18 protein-coding genes are annotated in these 25,834 nt (G+C 71.2%); 9 read left to right on the forward strand and 9 right to left on the reverse strand.

Annotated features, from left to right (window positions below; genetic code table 11):
• Positions 1-110 precede the first annotated feature (110 nt).
• The gene (locus AFR_RS18555; protein WP_023362333.1) at positions 111-1,730 is read left to right on the forward strand and encodes an alpha/beta hydrolase; all 1,620 of its coding nucleotides are present in this window, start codon (positions 111-113) and stop codon (positions 1,728-1,730) included.
• On the opposite strand, the gene AFR_RS18560 is transcribed toward AFR_RS18555, so the two are convergent.
• Genes AFR_RS18560 through AFR_RS18600 form a run of 9 tightly spaced genes read right to left on the reverse strand, consistent with a single transcriptional unit; the run spans position 1,722 to position 14,458 of the window.
• Positions 1,722-3,887, reverse strand: a complete 2,166-nt coding sequence (locus AFR_RS18560; protein ID WP_023362334.1) for an alpha-galactosidase — start codon at positions 3,885-3,887, stop codon at positions 1,722-1,724. The two genes, AFR_RS18555 and AFR_RS18560, sit on opposite strands and share 9 nt — an antisense overlap.
• The gene (locus AFR_RS18565) at positions 3,887-4,351 is read right to left on the reverse strand and encodes a DUF309 domain-containing protein (RefSeq protein WP_041840965.1); all 465 of its coding nucleotides are present in this window, start codon (positions 4,349-4,351) and stop codon (positions 3,887-3,889) included. Before AFR_RS18565 ends, AFR_RS18560 begins: the two co-directional genes overlap by 1 nt.
• Positions 4,332-5,483: an aromatic ring-hydroxylating oxygenase subunit alpha gene (locus AFR_RS18570; protein WP_023362336.1), complete on the reverse strand. Its 1,152-nt coding sequence runs from the start codon at positions 5,481-5,483 to the stop codon at positions 4,332-4,334. The genes AFR_RS18565 and AFR_RS18570 overlap by 20 nt, the downstream gene beginning before the upstream one ends.
• A complete protein-coding gene (gene solA / locus AFR_RS18575; RefSeq protein ID WP_023362337.1) occupies positions 5,480-6,631 on the reverse strand; it encodes an N-methyl-L-tryptophan oxidase in 1,152 nt (383 codons plus the stop codon). The genes AFR_RS18570 and solA overlap by 4 nt, the downstream gene beginning before the upstream one ends.
• Before the next feature lie 8 nt (positions 6,632-6,639).
• Entirely contained in the window at positions 6,640-8,991 is a 2,352-nt protein-coding gene (locus tag AFR_RS18580; protein ID WP_238547303.1) for a GcvT family protein, read from the reverse strand.
• On the reverse strand, positions 8,988-9,938 hold the full coding sequence (locus AFR_RS18585) for an ABC transporter substrate-binding protein (protein WP_041840966.1): 951 nt from the start codon (positions 9,936-9,938) through the stop codon (positions 8,988-8,990). The genes AFR_RS18580 and AFR_RS18585 overlap by 4 nt, the downstream gene beginning before the upstream one ends.
• Positions 9,935-11,860 (reverse strand): ABC transporter permease, encoded by a 1,926-nt coding sequence (locus tag AFR_RS18590; protein ID WP_023362340.1) that lies wholly within the window; start codon positions 11,858-11,860, stop codon positions 9,935-9,937. The genes AFR_RS18585 and AFR_RS18590 overlap by 4 nt, the downstream gene beginning before the upstream one ends.
• On the reverse strand, positions 11,857-12,891 hold the full coding sequence (locus AFR_RS18595) for a quaternary amine ABC transporter ATP-binding protein (protein WP_023362341.1): 1,035 nt from the start codon (positions 12,889-12,891) through the stop codon (positions 11,857-11,859). The genes AFR_RS18590 and AFR_RS18595 overlap by 4 nt, the downstream gene beginning before the upstream one ends.
• Before the next feature lie 10 nt (positions 12,892-12,901).
• Positions 12,902-14,458, reverse strand: coding sequence for a GMC family oxidoreductase (locus tag AFR_RS18600; RefSeq protein ID WP_023362342.1), 1,557 nt, complete (start codon positions 14,456-14,458; stop codon positions 12,902-12,904).
• Between the two features lie 202 nt (positions 14,459-14,660).
• Here AFR_RS18600 and AFR_RS18605 point away from each other — a divergent pair, with 202 nt between their 5' ends.
• The 8 genes from AFR_RS18605 (at position 14,661) to AFR_RS18640 (ending at position 25,783) form a co-directional block, all read left to right on the forward strand.
• Positions 14,661-15,485, forward strand: coding sequence for a VTT domain-containing protein (locus AFR_RS18605; RefSeq protein ID WP_023362343.1), 825 nt, complete (start codon positions 14,661-14,663; stop codon positions 15,483-15,485).
• Positions 15,486-16,007: 522 nt separating this feature from the next.
• Positions 16,008-16,832, forward strand: a complete 825-nt coding sequence (locus tag AFR_RS18610) for a helix-turn-helix domain-containing protein (RefSeq protein ID WP_148308002.1) — start codon at positions 16,008-16,010, stop codon at positions 16,830-16,832.
• A 178-nt stretch (positions 16,833-17,010) separates the two neighbouring features.
• Entirely contained in the window at positions 17,011-17,964 is a 954-nt protein-coding gene (locus AFR_RS18615; RefSeq protein ID WP_023362345.1) for a daunorubicin resistance protein DrrA family ABC transporter ATP-binding protein, read from the forward strand.
• Positions 17,961-19,034: a cysteine synthase family protein gene (locus AFR_RS18620; protein ID WP_023362346.1), complete on the forward strand. Its 1,074-nt coding sequence runs from the start codon at positions 17,961-17,963 to the stop codon at positions 19,032-19,034. Before AFR_RS18615 ends, AFR_RS18620 begins: the two co-directional genes overlap by 4 nt.
• Entirely contained in the window at positions 19,031-20,473 is a 1,443-nt protein-coding gene (argH, locus tag AFR_RS18625) for an argininosuccinate lyase (RefSeq protein ID WP_023362347.1), read from the forward strand. Before AFR_RS18620 ends, argH begins: the two co-directional genes overlap by 4 nt.
• Positions 20,470-21,693 (forward strand): ATP-grasp domain-containing protein, encoded by a 1,224-nt coding sequence (locus AFR_RS18630; RefSeq protein ID WP_023362348.1) that lies wholly within the window; start codon positions 20,470-20,472, stop codon positions 21,691-21,693. Before argH ends, AFR_RS18630 begins: the two co-directional genes overlap by 4 nt.
• Positions 21,690-24,878, forward strand: a complete 3,189-nt coding sequence (locus AFR_RS18635; RefSeq protein WP_023362349.1) for a non-ribosomal peptide synthetase — start codon at positions 21,690-21,692, stop codon at positions 24,876-24,878. Before AFR_RS18630 ends, AFR_RS18635 begins: the two co-directional genes overlap by 4 nt.
• The gene (locus AFR_RS18640; protein ID WP_023362350.1) at positions 24,875-25,783 is read left to right on the forward strand and encodes a GHMP family kinase ATP-binding protein; all 909 of its coding nucleotides are present in this window, start codon (positions 24,875-24,877) and stop codon (positions 25,781-25,783) included. The genes AFR_RS18635 and AFR_RS18640 overlap by 4 nt, the downstream gene beginning before the upstream one ends.
• Positions 25,784-25,834 lie beyond the last annotated feature (51 nt).

Raw genomic sequence — 25,834 nt, forward strand, 5'->3', positions numbered from 1 at the left:
CTGCCCCGTACGGATGACATCGGCGTTCGGTGAGTGTCGGCTTCGCTACGCACCGGCGCTCCCCGGGGCCGATCGGCCGGAGAATTGCCGCGACTCTTCAGGAGGAAGCCATGGCCGACAACGGCGTCCGGCCGATGATCCTGGTCCGCGGTTTCGGCGGTCCGGATGTCACCGACGAGCAGCGCAGCCCCTACCAGGGGTTCAACGAGGGCACGGCCTATCCCGGCAAACGCGGGGAGAACTACATCTACGAGGGCTTCATCCTGCGGGCCCTGAAGTCCGACCGGTACCCGTACACCGACGCGACGAACGTCGTCGGGTACTACGACCGTGACGTGGAGGTGCGGTCCTCCTCGGGTCCGGGCGGCCCGCCGTCGGCCGGTTCGATCGTCATCGACCCCTTCATCGCCGAGCGGGTGCTGCGCCGCGGCACCGCCGGCACCATCTGGGTCTACCGCTACTACGACCTCACCCCCAGAGCCCTGGCACGGTACGGCGAAGGGCTCGTCAAGCTGATCGACATCGTCGAGGCGGCGGCCGTGGAGCGGAACGAGGGTTTCCGTGGTGTCGACATCGTGGCCCACAGCATGGGTGGTCTGGTGGTCCGGGCGGCGCTGGGTCTGCTGCACGAGCGCGAGAACGGGTCGGCGCCCGGCAAGGTGCACCGGATCGTCACGCTCGGGACCCCTCACCGCGGTATCGCGTTCCAGCGGGCGCCGCGGTGGCTCCTCGACCGTCTCCCGGCCGTGCGGAAGGCGAAGGACGAGGTGGCCGCTTTCGACCCGGCGGACACCTCGTTCCGGAAGGTCGCCGACTGGTTCCCGCTGTCGCGGCTGCTCACGGTCGTGGGGACCGACTACCGCAGTTACGGCAACTCGGCGGCGTCGGCCCTGAACCGCTTCTCGAGCCTGCTCGACGAGGGCACCCTCGCCACCAACCGCAGTGACGGGCTCGTCAAGCAGTCGTCGGCGCAGCTGCCGGGTGCGCCGCGCACGTTCGTGCACAAGTGTCACGGCGGCGCCGATTCGCTGGTGACGTCGCGGGAGGCGTACGAGATCGCCATGCGGTTCTTCCACGGGTCGCACCGGGTGCGGCTGTGGCTGGACACCGCCGAGATCCGCCGGGGTGGCGACTGGATCGGTGACAGCGAGTTCTACTTCGGTGTCTCGATCAAGCCCCGCTACGTCGACTTCGACCTCTTCCATCAGAGCACCGAGGCGGAGAACTGTTACGGCCCGTTCCGCAACCGGGATCTCGGCGATGAGCTCGGTGATCTGGCCGTGGAGTTGTCCGAGCCGCTCGCGGCGGCCGGGGACCGGACGACGACGTGGGCCGGACCGGACCGCCTCATCTGGGAAGGCTGCCTGGACGTCGACGCTAAACCCGGTGACACCACCGACAACGCTCTCGTCTTCCGGCTGGACGTCTACGTCGGTGAGCGCGACAACCGGGGTTTCCGCTCGTCCGACGACGTGATCTTCCGCAAGCAGTACTTCGTGCAGGTCGTGCCCGGTGAGGACGCCGAGCTCTACGTGCACACCGACCAGCAGTACCTGACGGGACGGCAGCCGGTCACGCGCGCCGAGCTGCAGGGGATGGCGCTCACGGAGGTGACCGCTCAGGTCCAGCGGGCCGAGCGGATCCCCGGCGGCTGGACCTTCATGGTCGGCGGCACCGGGTTCGCCGCCACGTTCCGGGTCGGGTTCGAGGGTGTCGACCCGTCACTGTGAAGGAACTGCCTCGATGCTGTAGAGCATCACCTGGTCGGGGTGGATCCGCGGGCAGGCGACACCCGGCCGTTCGAGCGCGGCCCCGCTCAGGACCTGACCGGCGTGGTCGTCACCCCACCAGAGCGGGGGGATCAGACCCGACGGCGGCGGACCGGGGAGCAGCGGCCGGATCCGGTAGAGGCGGCCGGGATCGAGGCCGCGCACCCGCAGCCGGGTGGCCGGATCGGGCGCGATGCTGTCCGTGACGGCCATGGCGAACACCGCCCGGGAGCGGTTCGGGGTGACGACCCCGTGGACGAAGATGGTGTCGTCGTAGCCGTCCATGCGGACGACGTCACCGCCGAGCAGCAGGTCGCGGTGCTCCTTGTAGAAGGCGATCCAGGCCGCCAGTCCGGTGAGCTCGGCGGGGGTCGCCTCGGCCAGGTCCCATTCGATGCCGAGGTGGCCGAAGACGGCCGTCGCCGCGCGGAAGCCCAGGTCGTGGCGGCGGCCGGTCACGTGGGAGCGGCCCGAGGCGATGTGCGAGCCGAGATATTCGGGGGCGACGAGCTGGGTGGTCCAGCGCATCATCCGCTGCCGGTCGTGCGGGTCGATGTTGTCCGACACCCAGATCCGATCGGTACGCGTCAGCACGCCCAGATCCGCGCGGGCGCCCCCGGAGGAGCACGACTCGATCTCCAGCCCCGGATGTGCGGCCCGGATCTCGTCCAGCAGCCGGTAGAAGGCGAGGGTCTGCGCGTGCACACCGGCGCGCCCGCCCGCGGTCTGCGTACCGGCCTCGATCAGGTCCCGGTTGTGGTCCCACTTGAGGTAGCCGATCGTGTATTCCCGGAGCACCGCGAAGATCTGCGCCTTGACGTGCTCGTACGCCTCGAGGATGCCGAGGTTGAGCACCTGCTGGGTCCGCGACTCGACCGGCCACTCCGAGCGCGCCGCCATGATCCACTCAGGGTGCTCGCGGGCCAGATCGGAGTCCGGGTTGACCATCTCCGGCTCGAACCAGAGGCCGAACTGCATGCCCAGCGCGCGGACCCGGTCGACCAGCGGGTGCAGGCCACCGGGCCAGACGTCGGGGGAGACCACCCAGTCGCCGAGACCGGACGTGTCGTCGCGGCGGGAGCCGAACCAGCCGTCGTCCAGCACGTACCGCTCGACACCGGCGGCCGCGGCCCGCTCCGCGAGGTCGACGAGCCGGTCGGTGTTGTGGTCGAAGTACACCGCCTCCCAGACGTTCAGGGTCACCGGCCGGTCGGTGGACACCCGCGGCTCGCGGGCGCGCAGGTGCCGGTGGAAGCGCCGGGCGACCTCGTCGAGGCCGTCGCCGTACGCGGCGTAGACCCACGGCGTTTCGTAGCTCTCACCGGTGGCGAGGCGGATCTCGCCGGGCAGCAGCAGCTCACCACCGCCGAGCAGCCGTTCGCCGGTGAACACCTGCTCGGCGTAGTGCGTGTGGTTGCCGCTCCACGCCGTGTGCACCGCCCACACCTGACCCGTGGCGAAGCCGAAACCGGCCGTGCCCGCGTGCAGCAGGTACGCGCTGTCCGCACCCGTACGGCCCTTGCGGTTCTCCCGCAGGTGGATGCCCGCAGGGAACGGGCCGCGCCGGGGTACACGTTCCAGGTTGTGGCGCCCGGTGAAGTCGAGCAGCTCGGCCGCGTCGGACGGCACCGGGTAGGCCAGCACGAGGTCGTCGACGGAGTACGTCCCGGCGGCCAGGTTGCGGACCGTGGCCCGGGAGCGCAGCAGCCCCGACGGCAGCAGCTCGAGGACGATCCGCAGCTCGAGGCGGCCGGCGTCGTCCACGGCCAGGACCTCGAGGCTGCCCGCGCCGCCGGACCGGAAGCCGGTGACCGGGACGCCGTCGAGCGTCACGGCGGTGGTGGAGAAGGCGGGTGACCAGCCGGCACCCTCGAACGAGCCGCTCAGACCGGGGCGCCCGGTCCAGCCGGTGCGGTGCTCGGGCACCAGGGCGACGCGGGGTCGCGGCTCGACGTCGTTGGAGCCGGGGACCGCGACTGCGGCCGTCGCGAGCGCCCCGGCCTGCGCCGCGTCGAGTCCGGGCAGCTCGGGACCCCAGTACGTGATCGCGGGAAGCTGCGCGGAACCGACGTCGACGAGGACCGTGACGCCGGCCGCGGTGAGCGCAACGAGCCGCATCAGGACGTCAGCCGCGGCGGTACGGCGTCCTGGTCCGGGCCGCCGGACGCCAGTCCCCGGGCCCAGGCTGCGAGCTCGGCCACAGCGATGCCGTACGGCGCCGCCGCGGCGTACGGCTCGATCCGCAGCGCCGCACGCTGGAGCAACCGGGCCGCGCCGGTGTGGTTGCCGCGGCGCGCGTGGGTGACCCCGACGGCCAGCTGGGCCAGGCCCCGCCACAGGTCACGCTCGGTGTCCGGGGCGGCCTTCCACGTGCCCTCGAGCACCTCGTGGGCGTGGAACGGCCGCCCGGCGTCGAGCAGCCGCTGGGCCTCCCGCAGCGCCTCGGCCGGGGGCAGGATCAGGTCGTCCGGGGTGGTCGGGATGCCGGGCGCCCCGTGCGGGAGCGGCCGGCCCAGACCGTCGCGCGGCCGGGCGTTGCGGGGCCGCCCGGCGGCGTCACGATCACGCGAAGGGCTCACCATCCCGCCAGTTTGCCACTCCGGCGGCGGGCCGCTCACCCAGACGGTCCCGCAACCAGTCGTGGAAGCCGGCGATGTGGTGCTCGCTGGGCACCAGGACACCGCCGCCGGCGTACGCGCGGGACGACATCGCCGGCTGGCAGCGTTCGCAGGCTTCGAAGTCCTGCCGGTTGACCCGGTCGAAGAGCTCGACCGAGCGGGTCAGGTCACGGCCCTCGGCGACGACTTCGGGCAGGTAGAGCCAGTCGCACTCGACGATCGTCCGGTCGGGGCCGAGCGGGTACATGCGGTGGAAGATGACGTGGTCCGGCACCAGGTTGAGGAAGACCTGGGGTTTGATCGTCACCGCGAAGTAGCGCCGGTCCTGCTCCTCCTCGAGGCTCGCGATCGTCGTCACGCCCGCGCTGCCGTCCACCGTGAAGCCCTCGATGCCCGGCCCGAACTCCGCGCCGTGCCCCACGTAGTACTGGGCGGCGTACCCACCGGCGAACTCCGGGAGCACGTGCACGAGCTCCGGGTGGATCGTCGCGCAGTGGTAGCACTCCATGAAGTTCTCGATGATGAGCTTCCAGTTGGCCTTCACGTCGTAACGGATCCTCCGGCCGACGGTCAGGCTCTCGATGCCGTACCGCTCGACGGCCGCGAGGTCGCCGAGCCGTTCCTCGCACGCGGCCTGCACGGTCTCCTCGAAGGACGGCGCCGTCTCGGCCAGGCACACCCACACGTACCCGAGCCACTCGCGGACGTGGACGGGCCGCAGTCCGTACTCGACCCGGTCGACGTCGGGCATCTTCACCAGGTTCGGGGCCGCCACCAGCTTGCCGTCGAGGTCGTACGACCAGGCGTGGTACATGCAGCGGAAGGTGCGTTTGACCGAGCCTTCGCCGTCGGCGCAGAGCATCGCCCCGCGGTGCCGGCAGATGTTGAGGAACGCCCGGGCGGCACCCTCCCTGTTCCGGGTGACCAGGAGACTCTCGCGCCCGACCTGCACGGTGCGGTACCTGCCGGCGTCGGCGATGTCCTCGCCGCGGACGGCGCAGAACCACATCTGCTCGAAGATGTGTTCCTGCTCGGCCGCGAACACGGCCGGATCGGTGTAGTAGGAACCGGGAAGGGTGGGCAGGAGACTGGTCAAATGGTCACCCCTGACAGGCGGCGCGGGTCGAACAGGCCGATCGGGTGCTGGGTGGTGCCGGTGGTGGCCAGGTCGGCGAGGATCTCGCCGACGACGGGGACAAACTTGAAACCGTGCCCGGAGAAGCCGCACGCGACGGTGACCGCCTCGTGCGCCGGATGCCGGGCGATGACGAAGTGCTCGTCCGGCGTGTTGCTGTAGAGGCAGGTCTTGGCCGTGAGGAAGGTGCCGGGCAGGTCGGGCAGGTTGCGCCGGGTCCGGTCGGCCATCGCCGTGATCTCGTCCGGGTGGACCTCGCGGTCGATCGTCTCCGGGGTGGTGACGATCCCGCGCCGGAAGAACGCCACCTTGGCGCCACCGTCCGGGCCGTCGATGGCGGGGAAGCCGTAGATCTGGCTGCCGGCCGCGTCCTCCCAGATGTAGATGGGATGTCGCTCGGGCACGAACGGCTCGACCCCGCCGGTGGGCTGGAACCAGTACTGGACCTGGCGTTCGATCGTGAACGGCACACCGAGGTCGGACAGCAGCTGCGGCGCCCACGGTCCGGGCGTGATGACCAGCTGCCCGGCCTCGTAACTGCCGGCGGCCGTCTCCACACGGACGCCGCCGCCGGGTGCCGCGCTCCAGCTGGTCATCGGCTCGTCGAAGTGCAGGTCGGCGCCCGCACGGTCCGCCAGCTCCAGATGCGCCGACACCGTCGCCTCCGGCCGGACGAAACCGGCCTTGGCCTCGAAGAGCGCCACCTCGTCGGGCTCCGGGCTCAGCGTCGGGAAGCGGCGGCGCAGGTCACCGGCGTCGAGCATCTCGTGCTCCAGACCCCACCGCTCGGCGCTGAGCCGGCTGCCCGAGACGGTCAGGCTCTCCGGCCGGCCGACCATCACCCCGCCCGTCAGCGTGATCACGTCACGGCCCGAGTCCCGGGCGAGACCGTCGAACAACTCGTACGCCCGCAGCAGCAGCGGCACGTACTCGGGGCTCTCGAAGTAGGACTGGCGGGTGATCCGCGAGCCGCCGTGGCTCGCACCCCGGTCGTGCGCCGGGCCGAACTTCTCCAGGCCGAGCACGCGTACGCCGCGGGCGGCCAGGTGGTAGGCGGCCGCACTGCCCATGCCGCCGAGTCCCACCACGATGACGTCATAACCAGGCACAAGTACTCCTAACGGCGGATGCGTTCATGTTTCGGGTCGAACAGCGGCTCCTCGGCGACGGTGGCACGGAGACGACGATCGAAATAGCCGATCTGCAGAGACGTGCCCGGCAACGCCACAGCCGCGGGGAGCCACGCGTACGCGATGGGCGCCCCGATGGTGTGGCCGTAAGCGGCGCTGGTCACGTAGCCGACGGGCTTGCCGTCGGCATACACGGGTTCCCTGCCCATCGGGACACAACCCTCGTTGTCCAGGAGCAGGCACGTCAGCCGGCGTTGCGGCTCGGTACGGTCCAGCAGTGCCGCCCGTCCGGTGAAGTCCTCGCCGTCGAGCCGGACCGCGAACCCCAGCCCGGCCTCGTACGGGTCGTCCTCCGCCGTCATGTCGGTGCCCCAGGCCCGGTACCCCTTCTCCAGCCGCAGACTGTTGAACGCGGCCCGGCCGCCGGCCACGATGCCGTACGGCTCCCCGGCGGCCCAGAGGGTGTCCCAGAGCTTGAGCCCCAGCTCGGCCGTGGTGTAGATCTCCCACCCGAGCTCACCCACGTAGGAGAGCCGCAGCATGGTCACCGGCACCGTCCCGAGATGCCCCCGGCGCGCCTTGAAGTACCCGAACGCGCCGTGCGAGACGTCGATGTCCGCGAGCGGTGCGATCAGATCCCGGGCGTGCGGCCCCCAGAGGCCGACACCGCACGTGCCGCCGGTGACGTCCCGGACCGAGACGCCGCCGGGCTTCCTGCGCAGCAGCCAGTCGAGGTCGAGCGGGCCGTTGACGCCGACCTGGAAACGGTCCTCGGCGAGGCGGGCCACGGTCACGTCGCTCCGGACGCCCCCGGCCTCGTCGAGCAGCAGCGTGTAGACGACCGTGCCGACCGGACGGTCGACGTTGCTGCTGGTCAGGCCCTGCAGGAAGGAGACCGGGCCGGTCACCTCCAGGCGGGTCAGCGGGGTCATGTCGTAGAGGGCGACACCCTCGCGGGTGGCCCGCGCCTCACCCGCGGCGATGGGTGACCAGTTCCGCGCCGACCAGGCGTCCCGCTCGACGTCGTCGCGGGGGAGTCCGGCGTTGGCGGCGTACCAGAGGGGTCGCTCCCAGCCGGCGCCCTCGCCGAAGACCGCGCCCAGCTCGGCCTGCCGGGTGTGGAACGGGCTGACCCGCAGGTCACGGACCGATGGCGGATCCAGCGGATGGATGATGTCGTAGACCTCGACGAAGCTGCGGATCGATCGCTCCCGCACGTAGGCCGGGGACAGTTGCGAGACGTCGAAGCGGTTGAGGTCGCACTCGTGCAGGTCGATCCCGGGACGACCGTCCACCAGCCATTCCGCGACCGCTTTGGCGACACCCGCCGAGTGGGTGACCCAGACCGCCTCGGCCGTCCAGAAGCCCCGGACCTCGCGGGACTCCCCGAGCAGCGGAAACCCGTCCGCGGTGAACGAGAAGACGCCGTTGAAGCCCTCACCGACCTCCGAGCCCGCCAGAACCGGCAGGAGCTCACCCGCGGCCGTCCACGACTCTGCGAAGTCCTCCGCCGTGAACGGCAACATGGACGGCTGCGCGCCCTCGGAGAGGTCCCCGAGGTCCACGGGCATGGGCCGGTGCAGGTACGAGCCGATACCGAGCCGGTCGTCGTGGCTGCGGAAGTACAGGTCACGGTCCTGATGCCGCAGGATCGTGGCCGGCAGCTCGGCGTCGACCGGAGCGGTGCGGACGTACTGGTGGGCCATCGGCAGCAGTGGCACCGGGACGCCCGCGAGCCGGCCCACGGCAGGCCCCCAGAAGCCGGCACAGCTGATGACGACGTCCGCCGGGTAGGTCGTGTCGTCGGTGCGGACGCCGGTGACCCGGCCGTCGCTCTGCTCGATCGCGACCACCCGCTGGTGCGGCAGGAAGCGCGCGCCGCGTTCGACGGCCCGCCGGGCCTGCGCCTCACCGGCGGCGACCGCCCGGGCCAGCCCGTCGCCGGGGACGTGCAGGCCACCCAGCACGTCACCCAGCAGCGGATAGAGCTCGCGACAGGCCTCGGGACCGAGGATCTCGGCCTCGATGCCCCACGAGGTGGCGAAGCCGTGCCGGCGGTGCAGCTCGGCGAGGCGTTCCGGGGTCGTCGCCACCTCCAGGCTGCCGACGGCGTCGAAGCAGTCCAGCTCGGTCAGCTTCTCCACGGTGTAGCGGGCGAGCGCCGCCATCGTCCGCGACGGGTTGGTCTGGAACACCAGGCCCGGCGCGTGCGAGCTGGACCCGCCCGTCGTGAAGAGCGGGCCCTGCTCGAGCACGGTGACGTCCGTCCAGCCGCGCTGGGTGAGCTCGTCGGCCAGACCGCAGCCGACGATGCCCGCCCCGACGATGACGACTGTCACGGGATCCACGGCTTCCAGGTGGCTTCGTGTTCCTTGGCCCATTTCTCGCCGGCGGCTTCGGCGGTCATGCCCTGGTTGGTGATGTAGTCCGAGACGAGGTTCTGGTCGTCGTTGGTCCAGGTGAAGTTCTTGATGAGCTGGTACGCGGGGCTGTTGGTGTCGGCGAACTTCTTCGACGCGATCTTGTCCAGGATGTAGTCGGGGTAGTCGCAGGCGACCTTCTTGGGGTCGGCGTCGCAGCCGGCGGTGTACGCGGGGAGTTTCACCCGGGCGTACTTCTCTTTGGCGAAGAGCCACTGCGGTTCGTAGAAGTAGAACAGCAGGGGTTTTTTCTGGGCGGTGGCTTGCTGGGCGGCCTTGATGATGGCGGCCTCGCTGCCGGAGAACACGACCTCGTAGTTCAGTTTGAGGTTGGCGACCAGGGCTTTGTCGTTGGTGACGAAGGACGGGTCACCGTCGAGGAGCTGGCCTTTGCCTTTGGACTCGCTGGTTTTGAAGAGGTCGGCGTACTTGTTGAGGTTCTTGCCGTCGGTGATGTCGGGGTACTTGTCGGCCATCCACTGGGGGACGTACCAGCCGATGACGCCTTTGTTGCCGGTGGGGCCGAGGTCGACGGCGGTTTTTTTGTCGGTGATGTAGGTCTTCTTGAGGTCGTCGTGGCCCCAGTTCTCGACGATGGCGTCGACTTCACCGGTTTCGAAGCCTTGCCAGGCGATTTCCTCTTTGAGGTTCTTCTTGTCGACGGTGTAGCCGAGTTCGTGTTCCAGGAGGTATCCGAGGACGGCGGCGTTGGCTTCGTAGCCGACCCAGGGGTTGATGGCGAGTTTGACGGTGCCCTTGGATCCGGCGGCGGGTTTGTCGTCGGTGCCGGCATCGGAGGTCGCCCCGCCACAACCGGCCAGACCCAAGGTCAGTACGGCCACGGCAGCGGTCAATCTATGTCTCATGCTCGTGTTCCCTTCGCGGAGTGGAGGCCCTGGGTGAGCCGGTCGAGCAGGACGCCGAGCAGCACGATGGCAAATCCGGCGGCCAGTCCCTGTCCGAAGTCCTCGCGCTGGGCGAAGCCGGTCACGACGTCGTAGCCGAGCGCACCGGCGCCGACCAGACCGCCGACGACGACCATGGCCAGCACCATGACGATGCCCTGGTTGGTGGCGAGCAGCAGACCGCCGCGGGCCATCGGCAGCTGCACCTTCCAGAGCAGCTGCCGGGGTGTGGAACCGGCCGACAGCGCCGCCTCGACGACGGTCGGCGGCACGTCGCGGACACCCCGCTCGACCAGGCGGACCACCGGCGGCACGGCGTAGATCACCGCGGCGACGATGGCGGTGAAGCGGCTGGCGCCGAAGAGCGCCACGGCCGGCAGCAGGTAGACGAACGACGGCATCGTCTGCGCCGCGTCCAGCAACGGCCGCAGCCCGCGGGCGAAGCGGTCGTGGCGGGCGCAGAGCACCCCGAGCAGGACCCCGAAGGCCATCGTGGCGACGGTGCCGACGAGCACGGTCGCGAGCGTCTGCATCGCGTGCTGCCACAGGCCCAGCCCGGAGATCCCGGCGGCGGCGAGCGCGGCGATCACCCCGGACTTCCACCCGCTGGCGAGACTGCCGAAGACCAGCACCACCACGACGAACAGCCACCACGGTGTGGTCACCAGCACCGTCTGCAGCGGGTCCAGCAGGCCGGCGCTGATGACGTTCTTGAGGGCTTCGGTGGCGTCGTACCAGTGGAACTCGACCCAGCTGGTGATGTCGTTGACCGGGCCGGCGAAGGAGAACTGCCAGCGCTCCGGGAACTCCGAGCTCAGCGGCAGCAGGGCCAGCACGGCGGTGAGGACCAGGGCGCCGGCGACGTACGGGAGCCTGGGGCGGCGCCCGGCGGCCTTGGTGGTGATCCGGTCGAGCACCACGGCCAGCACGACGATAGCCAGACCGGCGTCGAACGCGACACCGACGTTGACACGCTCCAGGGCCGTCACGATCGTCTGTCCCAGGCCCGGCGCGTCGATCAGCGCGGTGACGACCACCATGGACAGCGCCATCATGATCGTCTGATTGACCGCGAGCACGATCGTCGGGCGGGCCATCGGCAGGCGCACCTTGCCGAGCAGCTGCCAGCGTGTCGAGCCGAGCGCGGTGGCCGCCTCGACCGTCGTCGGTGACACCTCGGAGATGCCCAGCGCCGTGATCCGGATCGTCACCGGGATCGCGAAGATCAGGGTGGCGATCACCGCGGCCGGCTCACCGATCGAGAAGAGCAGCGTCATCGGGGCCAGATAGGCGAACGTCGGCATGATCTGCATGACGTCCAGCACCGGTTTCAGCACCGCGCCGACCGCGGGCACCCGGGCCGCGAGGATGCCGATCGGCACACCGATCAGCACCGCGAGCAGCACGGCGGACAGCGTCAGCACGAGCGTGTCGACGCTCTCCTCCCACAGGCCCAGCACGCCCAGGAAGAGGAAACCGGCCACCGCGCCGATCGCCAGCCGCCAGCCGGCGAGAACCGCTGTGAGCGCACCGACCGTCGCGACCAGACCGGTCCAGCCGAGACCGTAGAGCAGACTCTGCACGAGCCCGACCAGCTCGACGACGCCGAGCCGCAGGTAGTTGACGCCGTACAGGAAGACCGGGCTGGTGTCGCGATTGTCGTCGACCCAGTCGCGGACACCGCTGAAGAAGCGGAACGCCCACGCGTCGGGTTCCTCCGCGGCGCCCCCGTTGCGCAAGCTCAGATAGGCGACCACGGTCGCGACCACCAGGACCGCGACGACGGTACGCCGTGACACCCGTACCTTGGGGCGGGCGGGCTCTTCCGGGCCGGAGAGCTCGGTCGTCTCCACGGCCTCGGCCGGGGCCACCGTGGCGGTCACGCCGGCACCTGCGGCCGGTGCCCGATCAACGCCGGCACGAGCTGCTCGGCGTCGACGACACCGAGCACCTCGTCACCGTCGACGACCCGGATGGCGTGAGCGGAGCGCAGCACCCGCGGGACCGCGTCGCGGATCACCGTGCCGGCCGGGAACGGCTGGTCCTCGATCTCCTCGTCGTCCTTCGCCGGGCGCACGATCCACCGGACGCTGAGCACGTCCGCGCGCGGCACCTCCGACACGAAGTCCGAGACGTACTTGTCCGCCGGGGCGCCGACGAGCTCCTCGGGGGTGCCGACCTGGACCAGCTCACCGTCGCGCATGACCGCGATGTGGTCACCCAGAGACAACGCCTCGGCCAGGTCGTGCGTGATGAAGACCATCGTCTTGCCGACCTCGGCGTGCAGGCGGCGCACCTCGGCCTGCATGTCCCGGCGGATCAGCGGGTCCAGCGCACTGAACGGCTCGTCGAAGAGCAGCACGGCCGGGTCGGTGGCCAGCGCGCGGGCCAGGCCGACCCGCTGCTGCATGCCGCCCGATAGCTGGTGCGGATATTGGTGCTCGTGGCCGTCGAGACCGACCAGGGACAGCACCTCACCGGCCCGGGCGTGCCGGTCCGCCTTCGACATGCCCTGGATCTCCAGGCCGTACGCGATGTTGTCGACGACCTCGCGGTGGGGCAGCAGGCCGAAGTGCTGGAAGACCATCGCGACGCCGTGGCGGCGCAGCTCGCGCAGCCGCCGCGGGTTCATCTCGCGGACCGATTCACCGTTGATCCGGACCTCGCCGCTGGTCGGCTCGATCAGGCGGGTCAGGCAGCGCACCAGGGTGGACTTGCCGCTGCCGGAGAGGCCCATCACGACGAACACCTCGCCGGGGGCGACGTCGAAGCTCACGTCCTTGACGGCGGCCAGGCAGCCGGTCTGCGCTCGCAGGTCCGCGCGCGACAGGTCGGCGAGCGGGGTGCCGACGATGCGGTCCGGCTTCGGACCGAACACCTTCCACAGGTGCTCGACGGCGATGGTGGGTGTCATGGTCGGGGCCTCACTGTTCGGGCGGTGGGTGTTCCTGAGTCCGTGCGAGCCCCTCGGCGACCAGGTCGGCCGCCCGCTCGCCGATCATGAGCACGGCGACCACCGGGTTGACGGAGGGCATCGTCGGGAACACCGAGGCGTCGGCGATGCGGACGTTGGTGCACCCGCGCAGCCGCAACTCCGGGTCGACGACCGCCAGATCATCGCTGATCGCACCCATCCGGCACGTGCCCGCCGGGTGATACACCGTGTGAGCAGCCGCCCTCCCGTACGCGGAGAGCTCCTCGTCGGTCTGCAGGTGCGGCCCGGGGGCGATCTCCCGCGCGATCCACGACTTGAACGGCTCGGTCGCGGCGACCTCGCGGGCGATCCGCAGCCCGTCCACGATGGTCTGCTCGTCGTAGCCGTCCGGGTCGGTGAAGTAGCCGAAGTCCAGCGCGGGTTTGACCGACGGGTCGGCGCTGGTCAGCCAGAGGCGGCCGACACTGCGCGGCCGGGGGATGTTCGGCGTCATGCCGAAGCCGTGCTCGGGCACGTCGTAACCGAGCCGCTTGGTGTTGACCGTGAACGCCAGCTGGTAGAGGTGGAACATCAGGTCCGGGCGTTCGTCGCCGGTGTCGCGGCGCACGAAGAGACCGGCGTCGGAGTCCATGGCCGACTGCGGCGGGATCGGCCGGGTCGACTCCCACAGGATCAGCGACTCCGGGTGGTCCAGCAGGTGCTCACCCACACCGGGCACGTCCAGGGCGACCTCGATGCCCAGGTCACGCAGGTCGGTGGCGGGGCCGATGCCGGAGAGCAGGAGCAGCCGCGGCGTGTCGATCGCCCCGGCGCACAGGACGTACTCCGCACCCCGGACGACCTCCTCGTGCCCGTCCCGGGTGACCCGCACGCCGGTGACCCGGTCACCGTCCACGTCCAGCCGCGAAGCCCAGGTCTCGGTGAGCACGGTCAGATTCGGCCGATCCAGGTACGGGTGCAGATAAGCCACCGACGACGACGAGCGCACCCCCGTCTCCGGGTAGTACGCGACCGGGAAGAAGCCCGTCCCGTCGGCGAACGGCTTCGTGTTGAAGTCCTCGTGCACCGGCACACCGAGCGCGGTGTGGCAGGAGGCGACGAACGCCTCGGTGAGCGGGTTGCGGTCCTTGGCGGCGACCGGCTGGATCTGCACCGCCAGCCGCTGCCAGTACGTCTGCATCTCGTCCCAGGACCAGCCGGTGGCCCCCGCGGCGACCCAGTCGGCGAAGTCACCGGGCGGCGGCACAAAACTGATCATCGTGTTGTGCGACGAGCAGCCCCCGAGCACGCGGGCGCGGGAGTGCCGGATGTGCGAGTTGCCGCGCGGCTGCTCCACGGTCGGATAGTCGTAGTCGTACTCGGTCTCGAGCAGGTTCAGCCAGTTGCGCAGCTGGAGCACCCGGTCGTCGCCGACATCGGACGGTCCACCCTCGACGAGGCAGACCCGGACCCCCGGATCGGCCGACAGCCGGGAGGCGACCACCGCGCCGGCTGTCCCACCGCCGACCACCACCACATCGAACTCGTCTGTGTGCAGAGCCGGCACCTTCCGTCGTGTCGTGGTGACAGGATCATCAGGCGGCGGCGCAGGGTCAATGCCGCGCCGAGACTTTTACCGCAGCGCAACAAACTCTGCCCGCCGGCCCGGACGGTGTGGTTTTCCGCAGGTGGACGCTGCGGATCACCACCGAATAGTCAACGGCGCAGCTCATGGTGGGTGCGGGGCCCCGCGCCATACCGTCGTTTGCATGGACACCACGCTGGCGTTGTTCGACCGGACCGCAGTTCTGGCAGCAGAGACGTCAACCGAGCAGAGCGGCCTTGTCAGCTTCGTCACCGATCTGGTGGAGAAGCTCGGTGGCCCGGGCGCCGGCCTCGCCGTCGCCCTCGAGAACCTCTTTCCTCCGATTCCCAGCGAGGTCATTCTTCCGCTGGCCGGGTTCGCCGCGAGCCGCGGTGACCTGAGTCTGGCCAGCGCCATCATCTGGACCACCATCGGTTCGGTGGTGGGTGCCGTGGCTCTCTACTACGTCGGCGCGCTGCTCGGCCGCGACCGGGTGCGCCGCATCGTCGAGCGGCTGCCGCTGGTGAAGCTGGCCGACGTGGACCGCACCGAGGCGTGGTTCGCCAAGCACGGTGTCAAGGCCGTGTTCTTCGGCCGCATGATCCCGATCTTCCGGAGCCTGATCTCGATCCCGGCCGGTCTGGAACGCATGAAGCTCGGCACGTTCCTGCTGTTCACCACCCTGGGCAGCCTGATCTGGAACTCGATCTTCATCTTCGCGGGCTACGGCCTGGGCGAGAACTGGACGGAGATCGAGACCTGGGTGGGCACCTACCAGAACATCGTCATCGCCGTCTGCGCCCTGATCTTCGGCTGGTTCGTCGTCAACCGGATCGTGAAGGCGCGTCGCCGCCGCGCCGGCGAGACCCCCGCCGACGGTGAGGGTTTCCTCCCGGCGGTCGACCCGGCTCCGTCGCACCAGGACCTGCGCAGCCACTCGCAGCAGGAGCCCGAGGCAGGCCCGGGCCGCGTCTACGGCTCGCCCCGGCAGTACCCGGAGCAGCGGTGATCGACATTCGACCCCGCGCCGCCGGCGGTTGGCAAAGAATTCACTCGCCGAATGGTGTGAGAATCTCGTAATAATTGCCTGATCCGGAAAGGACCGATCAGGGCCCGGCCATCGGCCGCGGAATGCCTTCGAGGCAACCGCGGCCGGTGGCCTGTACGTTTTCCCTGGTCAATGGTCGGCGTTCGCCGTTCTTGCAGTTTGTTCACAGGTTTCCAGGAGCCGTTCAACAATGGCCAGGAAGTGACGCGCGTCAACGTCTCAGCCTTGACCCACATGTGTCGACTATGTACGCTCGGTGTTGCTGGTAGGAGTGTTGACGATACCGGCTGACCACGGGGGTTATATCGAATAAATCAGTGGCTGACGTGTGCCTTGCGGCGCCGGGCCGACCATCATCCCAGCGATTCCGGCTACTGCCGAAGCCCGGAATTCGCCACCGGTCTGTCGCCATTCTGACTTTGTGCGTGCTCGCCCCGGACGCCGGGGCGGCACCTCTGATCTAGTCAAGCTTGAGGGGAAGCTGTGACAAGATTTCTCGATGACGTCCGCGTGTCCAAAAGCGAACGCCTCCACTCCCTGACCATCGCGGCGCCGACGCCCGGCAACGAGATCGAGCACATGCTGCTGCAGGCCCGGGCCCTGGTCGAGGGTGCGGTCGGCAAGCATCGCAACTATCTCAACGAGCACTCCGTGACGGCTCTCGAGGCCGGCGACACCGCTGTCGCCGACGCCGCGCAGAGCCTGACCGCCACCGCCCGCGGTTTTGTCGGGGTCGTGCTCCCGGGTGACGGTTCCCGGTCGCTGATCCCGTTGCTGGACGTGCTCACCCGGGCCGGCGCGACGGGGATCGAGGTCAAGATCCTGGCGGCCACCCGGGTTCTCGACGACACCGACGCGGTGAAGCGGCTGGAACGTGTCGCCCACCGCTCCGAGATCCGGCTGGTCGCCGCCCCGCTGCAGGAGACCCTGCTGGTGGACAACTCCTCGGCGCTGGTCCGGACCCAGGGCGGCGGTGCGGGCGACGAGGCCTGCGTCGTGCGCTCCCCGGCCCTGCTGCGCAACCTGCGGGCGTTGTTCGCCGCCTCGTGGCAGGGTGGTGTGCCGCTGGCCGATCATCGGCGGCTCGGTGAGCGGTCGCGCACCGTCGCGGCCCGGCGGATCCTGGTGGCGCTCAGCTCGGGTGTCACCGACGAGGCCGCCGCCCGCAATCTGGGAATGTCCGTCCGCACCTATCGGCGCAATGTCGCCGACATCGCCCGCGAACTGGGTGCGCGTTCCCGTTTCCAGGTCGGAGTGCGTGCCGCCGAGCTGGGACTGCTGCATCCGCAGGACGCCGGCGCGGCCTGAGCGGGGCTTCACCGACGGCCGGTCCTGGCGATTAGTGGCCAGGCCGGCCGGCCCGTCCGGCACCGGCGCCGGTGCTGTTGGCAGGTAGTTGCCCGCGCATTGCCCGGGGTCCGCGAAACGCAGTAGAAATAGCTCGTACCCAGCCCTGCGTTTTGTTCCCGGAAAAGAATGGCGCACCGTGAGCCCTGCGGCTGTCGAAGCAATTGCAATCGGCCGGAAATTCGGTCGCCGGACGGTTCTTGCCGACGTTTCCCTGCAGCTGCAGAAAGGCGAGATCCTGGGCCTGCTCGGGCACAACGGGGCAGGAAAGAGCACACTCGTCAAAATCCTCTCGACCGCTCTGCCGCCGTCCGCGGGAGCGGCCCGGGTGGCCGGTTTCGACGTGCTGAGCCAGGCGGCGCAGGTGCGCAGCCGCATCGGCCTGGCCGGCCAGTACGCCTCGGTCGACGAGAACCTGACCGGCCGCGACAATCTGGTCCTGCTGGCCCGGCTGTGCGGCGCCTCCCGGCGGGCTGCGCGGGAACGGGCCGGTGAGCTGCTCGACACGTTCGCGTTGAGCGAGGTGGCCGGGCGGCAGGCACGCACCTACTCCGGGGGCACCCGGCGCCGCCTCGACCTCGCCGCCAGCCTGGTGGCGTCACCCGCGGTGCTCTTCCTGGACGAGCCCAGCACGGGTCTCGACCCGGTCAGCCGGACAGCACTCTGGGACCTGATCCGGTCCACCGCCGACCAGGGCACCGCAGTGCTGCTGACCACGCAGTATCTCGAGGAGGCCGAGCGCCTCGCGGACCGGATCCACCTGCTGTCCGACGGCCGCACCGTCGCGGCGGGCACCGTCGAGGAGCTCAAGCGCCGGGTCGGTGAGAGCGCCGTGCACGTGGTCCTGGCCGACCCGGGCACGGCGGGCACCGCGATCACCTGCCTGCGCCGGGCGCTGGGACGGGAAGCGACGGCGGCGCCCGGCGAGGGTCGTCTGAGCGTCCCGGTGGCCAGCTCCGTGGACGTGGCTGCCGTGGTCCGCGCCCTCGACGGCGCGGGCGTCACCATCGCCGACATCTCCGTCGCCAAGCCGACCCTGGACGACGTCTATCTGTCCCACGTCCGACCACACCATCGGGGGAGCACACCATGAACGCCACCACCGCCTTGTTCGACGAGATCACCGAGGCGCAGATGATGCCGCGTCTGGTGCGGCTGGGCCCCAACCTCTACGGCGCCGTCTTCACCCTGATGAAGCTGCTGCCGGCCCGGTACATCCTGCGCCGCGCCATCGAACGCGGTGAACTGGAGCCGGACACCGCCGTCGTCGAGACGACCTCCGGCACCTTCGGACTGGCGCTGGCCATGCAGTCGGCGCTGCTCGAGCGCGAACTGATCCTGGTCAGCGACCCCGCCATCGACGTGCACCTGCACCGGCGGCTCAACGACCTCGGCGCCCAGGTGGAGATCTGCCGCGACCCGGCGCCGGTCGGCGGGTACCAGCGGTCGCGGCTGGACCGGCTGGCGGAGGTCCGGGCCGAACGCGAGCGCACGTTCTGCCCCGAGCAGTACACCAACCCCGACAACCCGCGTTCGTACGGCGTGGTCGCGGACCAGCTGGCGCGCACCCTCGGACAGGTCGACGCCGTGATCGGCCCGGTGGGCTCGGGTGGCTCGATGTGCGGCACGGTCCGGGGCCTGCGCGCCACGACACCGCACACCCGGGCGATCGGCGTCGACACCCACCACAGCGTGCTCTTCGGACAGCCCGACGGGCACCGGTCGCTGCGCGGGCTCGGCAACAGCCTCTGGCCGGAGAATCTCGACCACAGCGTCTTCGACGACGTGCACTGGTGCACCGCCGGGGAGGCGTACGCCGCCACCCGTCGCCTGCACGGCCGTCACGCGCTCTACCAGGGCCCGACCAGCGGCGCGGCCTACCTCGTCGCCGACTGGTACGCCCGCCGCAACCCCGGTGAGCTCTGCGTGGTCATGCTCCCGGACGAGGGCTACCGCTACCAGGCCACCGCCTACGACGACGGCTGGCTGGCCGCCAACGGCTACTCGCTGGGCGACGCGCCCGCCGGTCCGGTCGAGACGGCAACTCCGGAGCGCCCGGCCGACGCCTGGTCGTGGCTGCGCTGGAACCGCCGGTCGTACGACGACATCCCCGGTGCGGTGGCCCGGACGGCCGGTCCCGTACCGGCCGAGGCCGCCCGATGAGCGGAACGGGCCGCCTCACCGCGACCATCGGGCCGCGCACCCGGCGCATCGTCTACGGCACGCCCGGACCGGCGGAGATCCGGGCCGAGCTGGGTCCGATCAGCACCGTCGACCTGGCTCACGTGATCATGCTGGCCGAGCAGAAGCTGCTGCCCGCCGACGTGGCGGGCCGCCTGCTGGAACGCATCACCGAGCTGCGCGGGACGGGCTTCGCCGCCATGGTGGACGTGCCGGCGCCGCGCGGGCTCTACCTGGCGTACGAGAATCTGCTCACCGCCGAGCTCGGCACCGAGGTCGGCGGCAAGCTGCACACCGGACGGTCGCGCAACGACATCAAGGCGACCACGACCGCCCTGCGGCTGCGCGAGCAGGTCACGGCCCTGGCCGCCGAGCTGCTGCGCCTGCAGGCGATCCTGCTGAACCGGGCCCGGGTCCACGCCGGCACGGTGATGCCGATCTACACGCACTTCCAGCCGGCCATGCCGGTCACCTACGGCTACTACCTGACCGGGCTCGCGCTGGCCGTCGGCCGGGACGTCCTCGGTCTGCGGCAGGTCCTGGCCGGACTCGACCGCAGCCCGCTGGGTGCGGGTGCTGTCGCGGGCACGGACCTGCCGATCGAGCCGGCCCGGACCGCGGAGCTGCTCGGTTTTGCCGGTCCGCCGGTGCACGCCACCGACGCCGTCGCGAGCCGGGACGGCGTGCTGCGCGCCCTGGCCGCCGCCGCCACCGCGGGGGTGACGCTGAGCCGGCTCGGCACCGATCTTCAGCTCTGGAGCACCCAGGAGTTCGGTTTCCTGGTCTTCCCGGACCGCCTCGTCGGTGGCAGCTCGGCCATGCCGCAGAAGCGCAACGCGTTCCTGCTGGAGCACGTCAAGGCCGCGGCCGGCGGTGCGATCGGCGCGTGGACGGCGGCGGCGTCGACCATGAAGTCGGCGCCGTTCACCAACTCGATCGAGGTCGGGACCGAGGCCGTCGGCGGCTCGGGCGCCGCACTGGCGGCCCTCAGCGATGCCGTGCAGCTCGCCCAGGTCCTGGTCAGCGGCGCACAGCCGGATGCCGCCCGGATGTTGCAGCGCACCGGCGAGGGGTTCGTCACGGCGACTGTGATCGCCAACCGCCTGGTCCGTCAGGGTGTGCCGTTCCGGGCCGCCCACCACACGGTCGGTGCGGCCGTGCGCGCGGCGGTCGACGCCGGTGAGACCGAGCTGCCGGCGATCGCGGAGCTCGACGCGCCGATGCCGCCGATCGGGGCGCTCGTCGCCGAGCAGGACCGGGGTGGAGGCCCCGGCGAGCACAGCGCGGCGTGGGCGGCTGCTGTCGCCGGCCTGGCCGACCACGCCTCGTGGTTCCGAGCCCGCGAGGCCGCGTCCCGGGCCGCGTCCCGCGCGCTCGACGAGGCCGTCCACGACCTGATCCGGACGGGGGCCACGGCATGACCTGGTTCGCCCTGCTGGAGAGCAACACCACCGGCACCGGACGGCAGTTCGCCGCGGCCGCGCTGGCCCGTGGTCTGCGGCCGGTGCTGCTGTCGCGCGATCCGTCCCGATACCCGTACGTCGTGGACGACAGCCTGGACACCCGCGTCCTGGACACCGGTGACGCCGGTCAGGTCCTCGCGGCCTGCCGGGCGCTGGCCCGCGACGGCGGTCTGGCCGGTGTCACGTCGAGTTCCGAGTACTACGTCGCTCCGGCGGCCCGGGCCGCCGCCGAGTTGGGCCTGCCCGCGCCCGACGCCGACGCCGTGGCCCGCTGCCGCGACAAGAGCCACCAGCGGCGGGCCCTCTCGGCCGCCGGGGTCCCGGTGCCCGGCTTCCGGACGGTGAGGTCGGCCGGAGAGGCTGTCGCCGCCGCCGCGGAGCTGGGCCTGCCCGTGGTGCTCAAGCCGATCACCGGCTCCGGGTCGGTCGGCGTGCGGCTGTGCACCGACAGCACCGAGGTGGCACGCTGGGCGGCCCGCCTGGTCGGCGACGACGGGTCGCCGATCCTGGTCGAGACCGCGGTCCGGGGGCCGGAGTTCTCCGTGGAGACCTTCGACGGGGTGGTCCGGGCGGTCGTCGGCAAGCGCCTCGGGCCCGAGCCGTGGTTCGTCGAGGTCGGCCACGACGTTCCGGCACCGGTGGGGGAGACGGTCCGCGCCGAGCTGGGTGCGACGGCCCGGCGTGCTCTCGCCGCCCTCGGGCTGGGCTGGGGGGCCGCGCACACCGAGCTGCGTCTCGGCCCGGCCGGACCGGTGGTCATCGAGGTGAACCCGCGACTGGCCGGCGGCATGATCCCGGCCGCCGTCCGGGCCGCGACCGGTCTGGACCTGGTCGACGCGGTGATCGCCCGGGCCAGCGGCGGCCCGTCACCCGTGATCGCACCGGCCGCCGGGCACGCCGCCATCCGGTTCCAGCTGCTGGCCCGCGAGGGCCGGGTCGCCGCCGTCCGGGGCCGCGCCCAGGCCGCGGCCAGCCCTGGAGTGGTCGTGGCGAACGCCCTGACCGTGCCGGGCGCCGTCGTGCGGAGGACCAACTCGTTCCAGGACCGGCTCGCCTGCGTGGTCGCCCAGGGGCGCGACGCGGCGGCGGCCCAGCGCAACGCCGAGCGGGCAGCACCGCTCTTCTCGATCGACATCCAGGCACTGGAAGACGTGTACGAAGGAGGACGGGGACGATGACGAGCGCCGCCGAACTGACAGGCACCGCCGCGCCACGCTGGACCGGGGCGGGGAACACCGCCACCGGTCCGGGGCTCCAGCGCGTACGCCTGCCCGACGACCTGGTCCGCGCACTGCGGTCGAGCGGAGCGGACCTGGCGTCGGTGTTGCTCGCCGTGCACGCCCGTGTGCTGGCCACGGTGACCGCCGAGCACGAGGTGCAGTTCGGCCTCGTCGCGCCCGGGTCGGCGGCGCAGTCGGGCCGCCGTCTCGAGGTGACCAAGTCGACCTGGCGTGAGCTCACCGCGCAGGCCCGGGCCGCCGTCGCGATCGCCGGTGACTGCGAAGTTGTCCTCGACCTGTCCGCCCTGGACGGCGACCCCGCCGCTCCGGCCGGCGGTGAGCCGCTGCGCCTCTCCTACGCGGGCGGCGACGACCTGCATCTCACCGTGCGGCACGACCGGGCGGTGCTCGACGACACGTACGCCCAGCGCCTCGCCGGCTACCACCTCACCGCTCTCCGGGCGTACGCGGAGGATCCGGACGCGCCGCACCACCGCCGCAGCCTGCTCTCCGACGCCGAGATGGAGACGCAGCTCTACCACCTCGCCGGGCGCCGGGCCGAGCTGCCGCGCACCACGTTCCCCGAGGTCTTCGAGGAGCAGGTGCAGGCGGGCCCGAACCGGGTGGCGGCGAGCCACGGCACGGCCACGCTGACCTACGAGGAGCTGAACGCCCGCGCCAACAGGATCGCCCACGCGCTGCTCGGCGCCGGGCTGACCGCCGAGGCGCCGGTGGCGGTGGTCCTCGACCGCACCCTCGACTGGCTGGCGGCCGCGATCGGCGTCTTCAAGGCGGGCGGCGTCTACCTCCCGGTGCGGCCCGACTTCCCGGCCGACCGGATCGCCGCCCAGCTGGCGCGCAGTGAGTGCCGGCTGGTGCTGGCCGAGCCGGGCAGCGAGGACCTCGCGCACCGGGCGGTCGCCGTGGCCGGGGCCGACGCGCAGGTGCTGTCCGTGCCGGAGGTGCTGGCCGGGGACGCCGCCACCACCGATCCCGGGGTGCCCGTCGCGCCGGAGCAGGCGGCGTACATCTACTTCACCTCCGGGTCGACCGGCACGCCGAAGGGCGCGCTGTGCGAGCACGCCGGGATGCTCAACCACCTCCTCATGAAGCTCGAGGACATGGGCATGACCGGCCGTGAGGGTGAGGTCGTCACCCAGACCGCGTCGCAGTGCTTCGACATCTCGTTGTGGCAGTTCGCGGCGCCGCTGATGGCCGGGGGCAGTGTGCGCATCGTCGACACCGACGTGCTGCTCTCCGTCGGCGGTTTCCTCGACGAGCTGGTCGGCAACAACGTGACCGTCGCCCAGATCGTCCCGTCGTACCTCGAGGTCGTGCTGACCCACCTCGAGCAGTGGCCACGCCCGCTGGGCCGGTTGCGGTCGCTGTCGGTCACCGGCGAGGCGCTCAAGCTGGAGCTGGTCCAGCGCTGGTTCGCCGCCTACCCGGACATCGCGCTGGTGAACGCGTACGGCGCGACGGAGGTGTCCGACGACACGATGCACGAGATCCTCGACGGGTTGCCGGACCGGGACTTCGTGACCGTCGGCACGTCGCGGCGCAACATCAACACGTACATCGTGGACGAGAACCTGGCGCTGGTGCCGCTCGGGTCGCCGGGGGAGATCGCGTTCTCCGGGGTGTGCGTCGGGCGCGGGTACATCAACGACGAGGAGCGCACGCGGCAGGCGTTCGTCGCCGACCCGTACCGTTCCGGCACCCGGATGTACCGCACCGGCGACTTCGGCCGCTGGCTGCCCGAGGGGCGGATCGAGTTCCTCGGCCGGCGCGACGAGCAGGTCAAGATCCGTGGCTTCCGTATCGAGATCGGCGAGATCGAGAACAAGCTGCTCACCTTCCCCGGTGTCCGCGAGTCCGCCGTGGTCATCGACGACGGCGCGGGGGAGATGCGCAACCTCGTCGCGTTCTACAGCGGCGACGGTGTCGAGCCCGAGCACCTGCGGGACTTCCTCGCCGGGCTGCTCCCGGAATACATGGTGCCGACGTACTTCCACGGCCTGCAGCAGCTGCCGCTGACCGAAAACCTCAAGGTCGACAAGAAGGTGCTCAAGCGGCTGGCCGGCACGCTCGGCCACGGCGGTGCGACCTACGTCGCCCCGACCACACCGACCGAGCAGCGGCTCGCGACCCTCTGGGCCGAGGTCCTCGGTGTGCCCCTGGAACGCCTCGGCCGCGACGACGACTTCTTCGAGCTCGGCGGGACGTCCCTGGCCGCGGTGCGGATGCTCATCAGCATGAACGGCACGCTGTCGCTCAAGCAGCTCGTCGGCAACCCGCGGCTCGGCGAGCTCGCCACCGTCCTCGACGGCCGGGAGACCGCGCAGACCCGCAGCGGCCTCGTGCAACCCCTCTCCACCGTGACCAACCCGCACCACGCGCTCGTCTGCTTCCCGTACGCCGGTGGCAACGCGGTCAACTTCCGCGCCCTCGCCACCGCCCTGCGCCACGACGGGATCGCCGTCTACGGTGTCGAGCTGCCGGGCCACGACCTGGCCGCCGACCGCGAGCCGATGGCCGACGTGCCGCAGATCGCCGCGCGGGTCGCCGCCGAGATCCGGGACCAGCTCCGGATCCCCGTGCTGCTGTGGGGCCACTGCGCCGGTGCCGCGGCGGCGCTGGCGACGGCCCGCCTGCTCGAACAGGCCGGCGCCCCGGCCGAGCGGGTGTTCCTGGGTGCCCTGCTGGTCGAGAGCGCCGGGGAGCTGCGCCGGGAGTCGGCCGAGGCCGAGGCGGCCGACAACCCGACCCTGCTGGCGCGGTTGCGGGCCGAGAGCGCGTACGTCGAGCTCGACGGTCTGCAGCCCGAACGGCTCGACATCGTGGGCTCGTCGTACCGCCACGACGTGGTGACGGCGAACCGCTATCTGCTCGACCTGCTGGCCGAGCCGCACCGGCACCGGATCGAGGCGCCGGTGCACGTGGTCGCCGCGGCCGACGACCCGACCACCCCGGGTCACGAGACCCGGTACGCGGACTGGAAGCTGGTCGCCGACCGGGTCGAGCTGCACGAGGTCGCCGACGGCGGCCACTATTTTGCGGGGTCCCGTCCGGAGGCCACCGCCGAGCTGGTCCGGGCGGCCTGCGCAGTGCGGCAGCCGGCCCCGGTGGGAGGAGCGGCATGACCATCACGAGCACCACGTCACTACGGCCACGCTCGGCCGGCGCCACCGGTGTCAGCTCGGCGTTCGGGACCTTCGGGGAGCTGCTCCAGGGTGTGCTGCCCGAGGACGACGGCGACTTCCTGGTGACCCTGCCGGTCGCCCGCTGGACGATGGCGCGGTTCCAGGAGACGCCGGGCTCGGACCGGCTCACCGTCTGGCCACCGCACAAGTCCAAGGCGCTGCGCCTGACCGAGATGATCATGGCGGATGTGGCCGAGCCGGTCGGCGGCCTGCTGACCATCGACAGCACGCTGCCCGAGGGCAAGGGCCTGGCCAGCTCGTCGGCCGACCTGGTGGCCACGGCACGGGCGGTGGGGAACGCTCTGGGCGTACCCATGCCGCCGCGCCGGATCGAGTCCTATCTCGCCCGGATCGAGCCGACCGACGGTGTGCTCTACCCGGCGATCGTCGCGTTCCACCACCGCAGCGTGCGGCTGCGGGCCACGCTCGGCTCGCTGCCGTCGATGGCCGTGGTCAGCATCGACGAGGGCGGTGCGGTCGACACCGTGGACTTCAACCGGATCCCGAAGCCGTTCACCGCCGCGGACAAGCGCGAATATGCCGGGCTCCTGGCCGAGCTCACCGGTGCGGTGGCGGCGCAGGACCTGGCCGCGGTCGGCCGGATCACCACCCGCAGCGCGCAGATGAACCAGATCCTGCGGCACAAGCGGTCCCTGCCCTCGATGATCGAGATCTGCGAGGCGGTCGGTGGCCTCGGCGTGGTGGTCGGCCACAGCGGCACCACCCTGGGCATCCTGCTCGACAGCGCCGACCCGGCCTGCGCCGGCCGGCTCACCGCCGCCGCACAGGCCTGCGAACGGCTCGCCGGCAACGTCACGGTCTTCCACACCCTCAGCTTCGGCTGATCCGGTACGCACGAAGGCCGCGCTCATCGACGATGAGCGCGGCCTTCGGTG

It is taken from the genome of Amorphoplanes friuliensis DSM 7358 (assembly GCF_000494755.1).
Lineage (GTDB): Bacteria > Actinomycetota > Actinomycetes > Mycobacteriales > Micromonosporaceae > Actinoplanes > Actinoplanes friuliensis.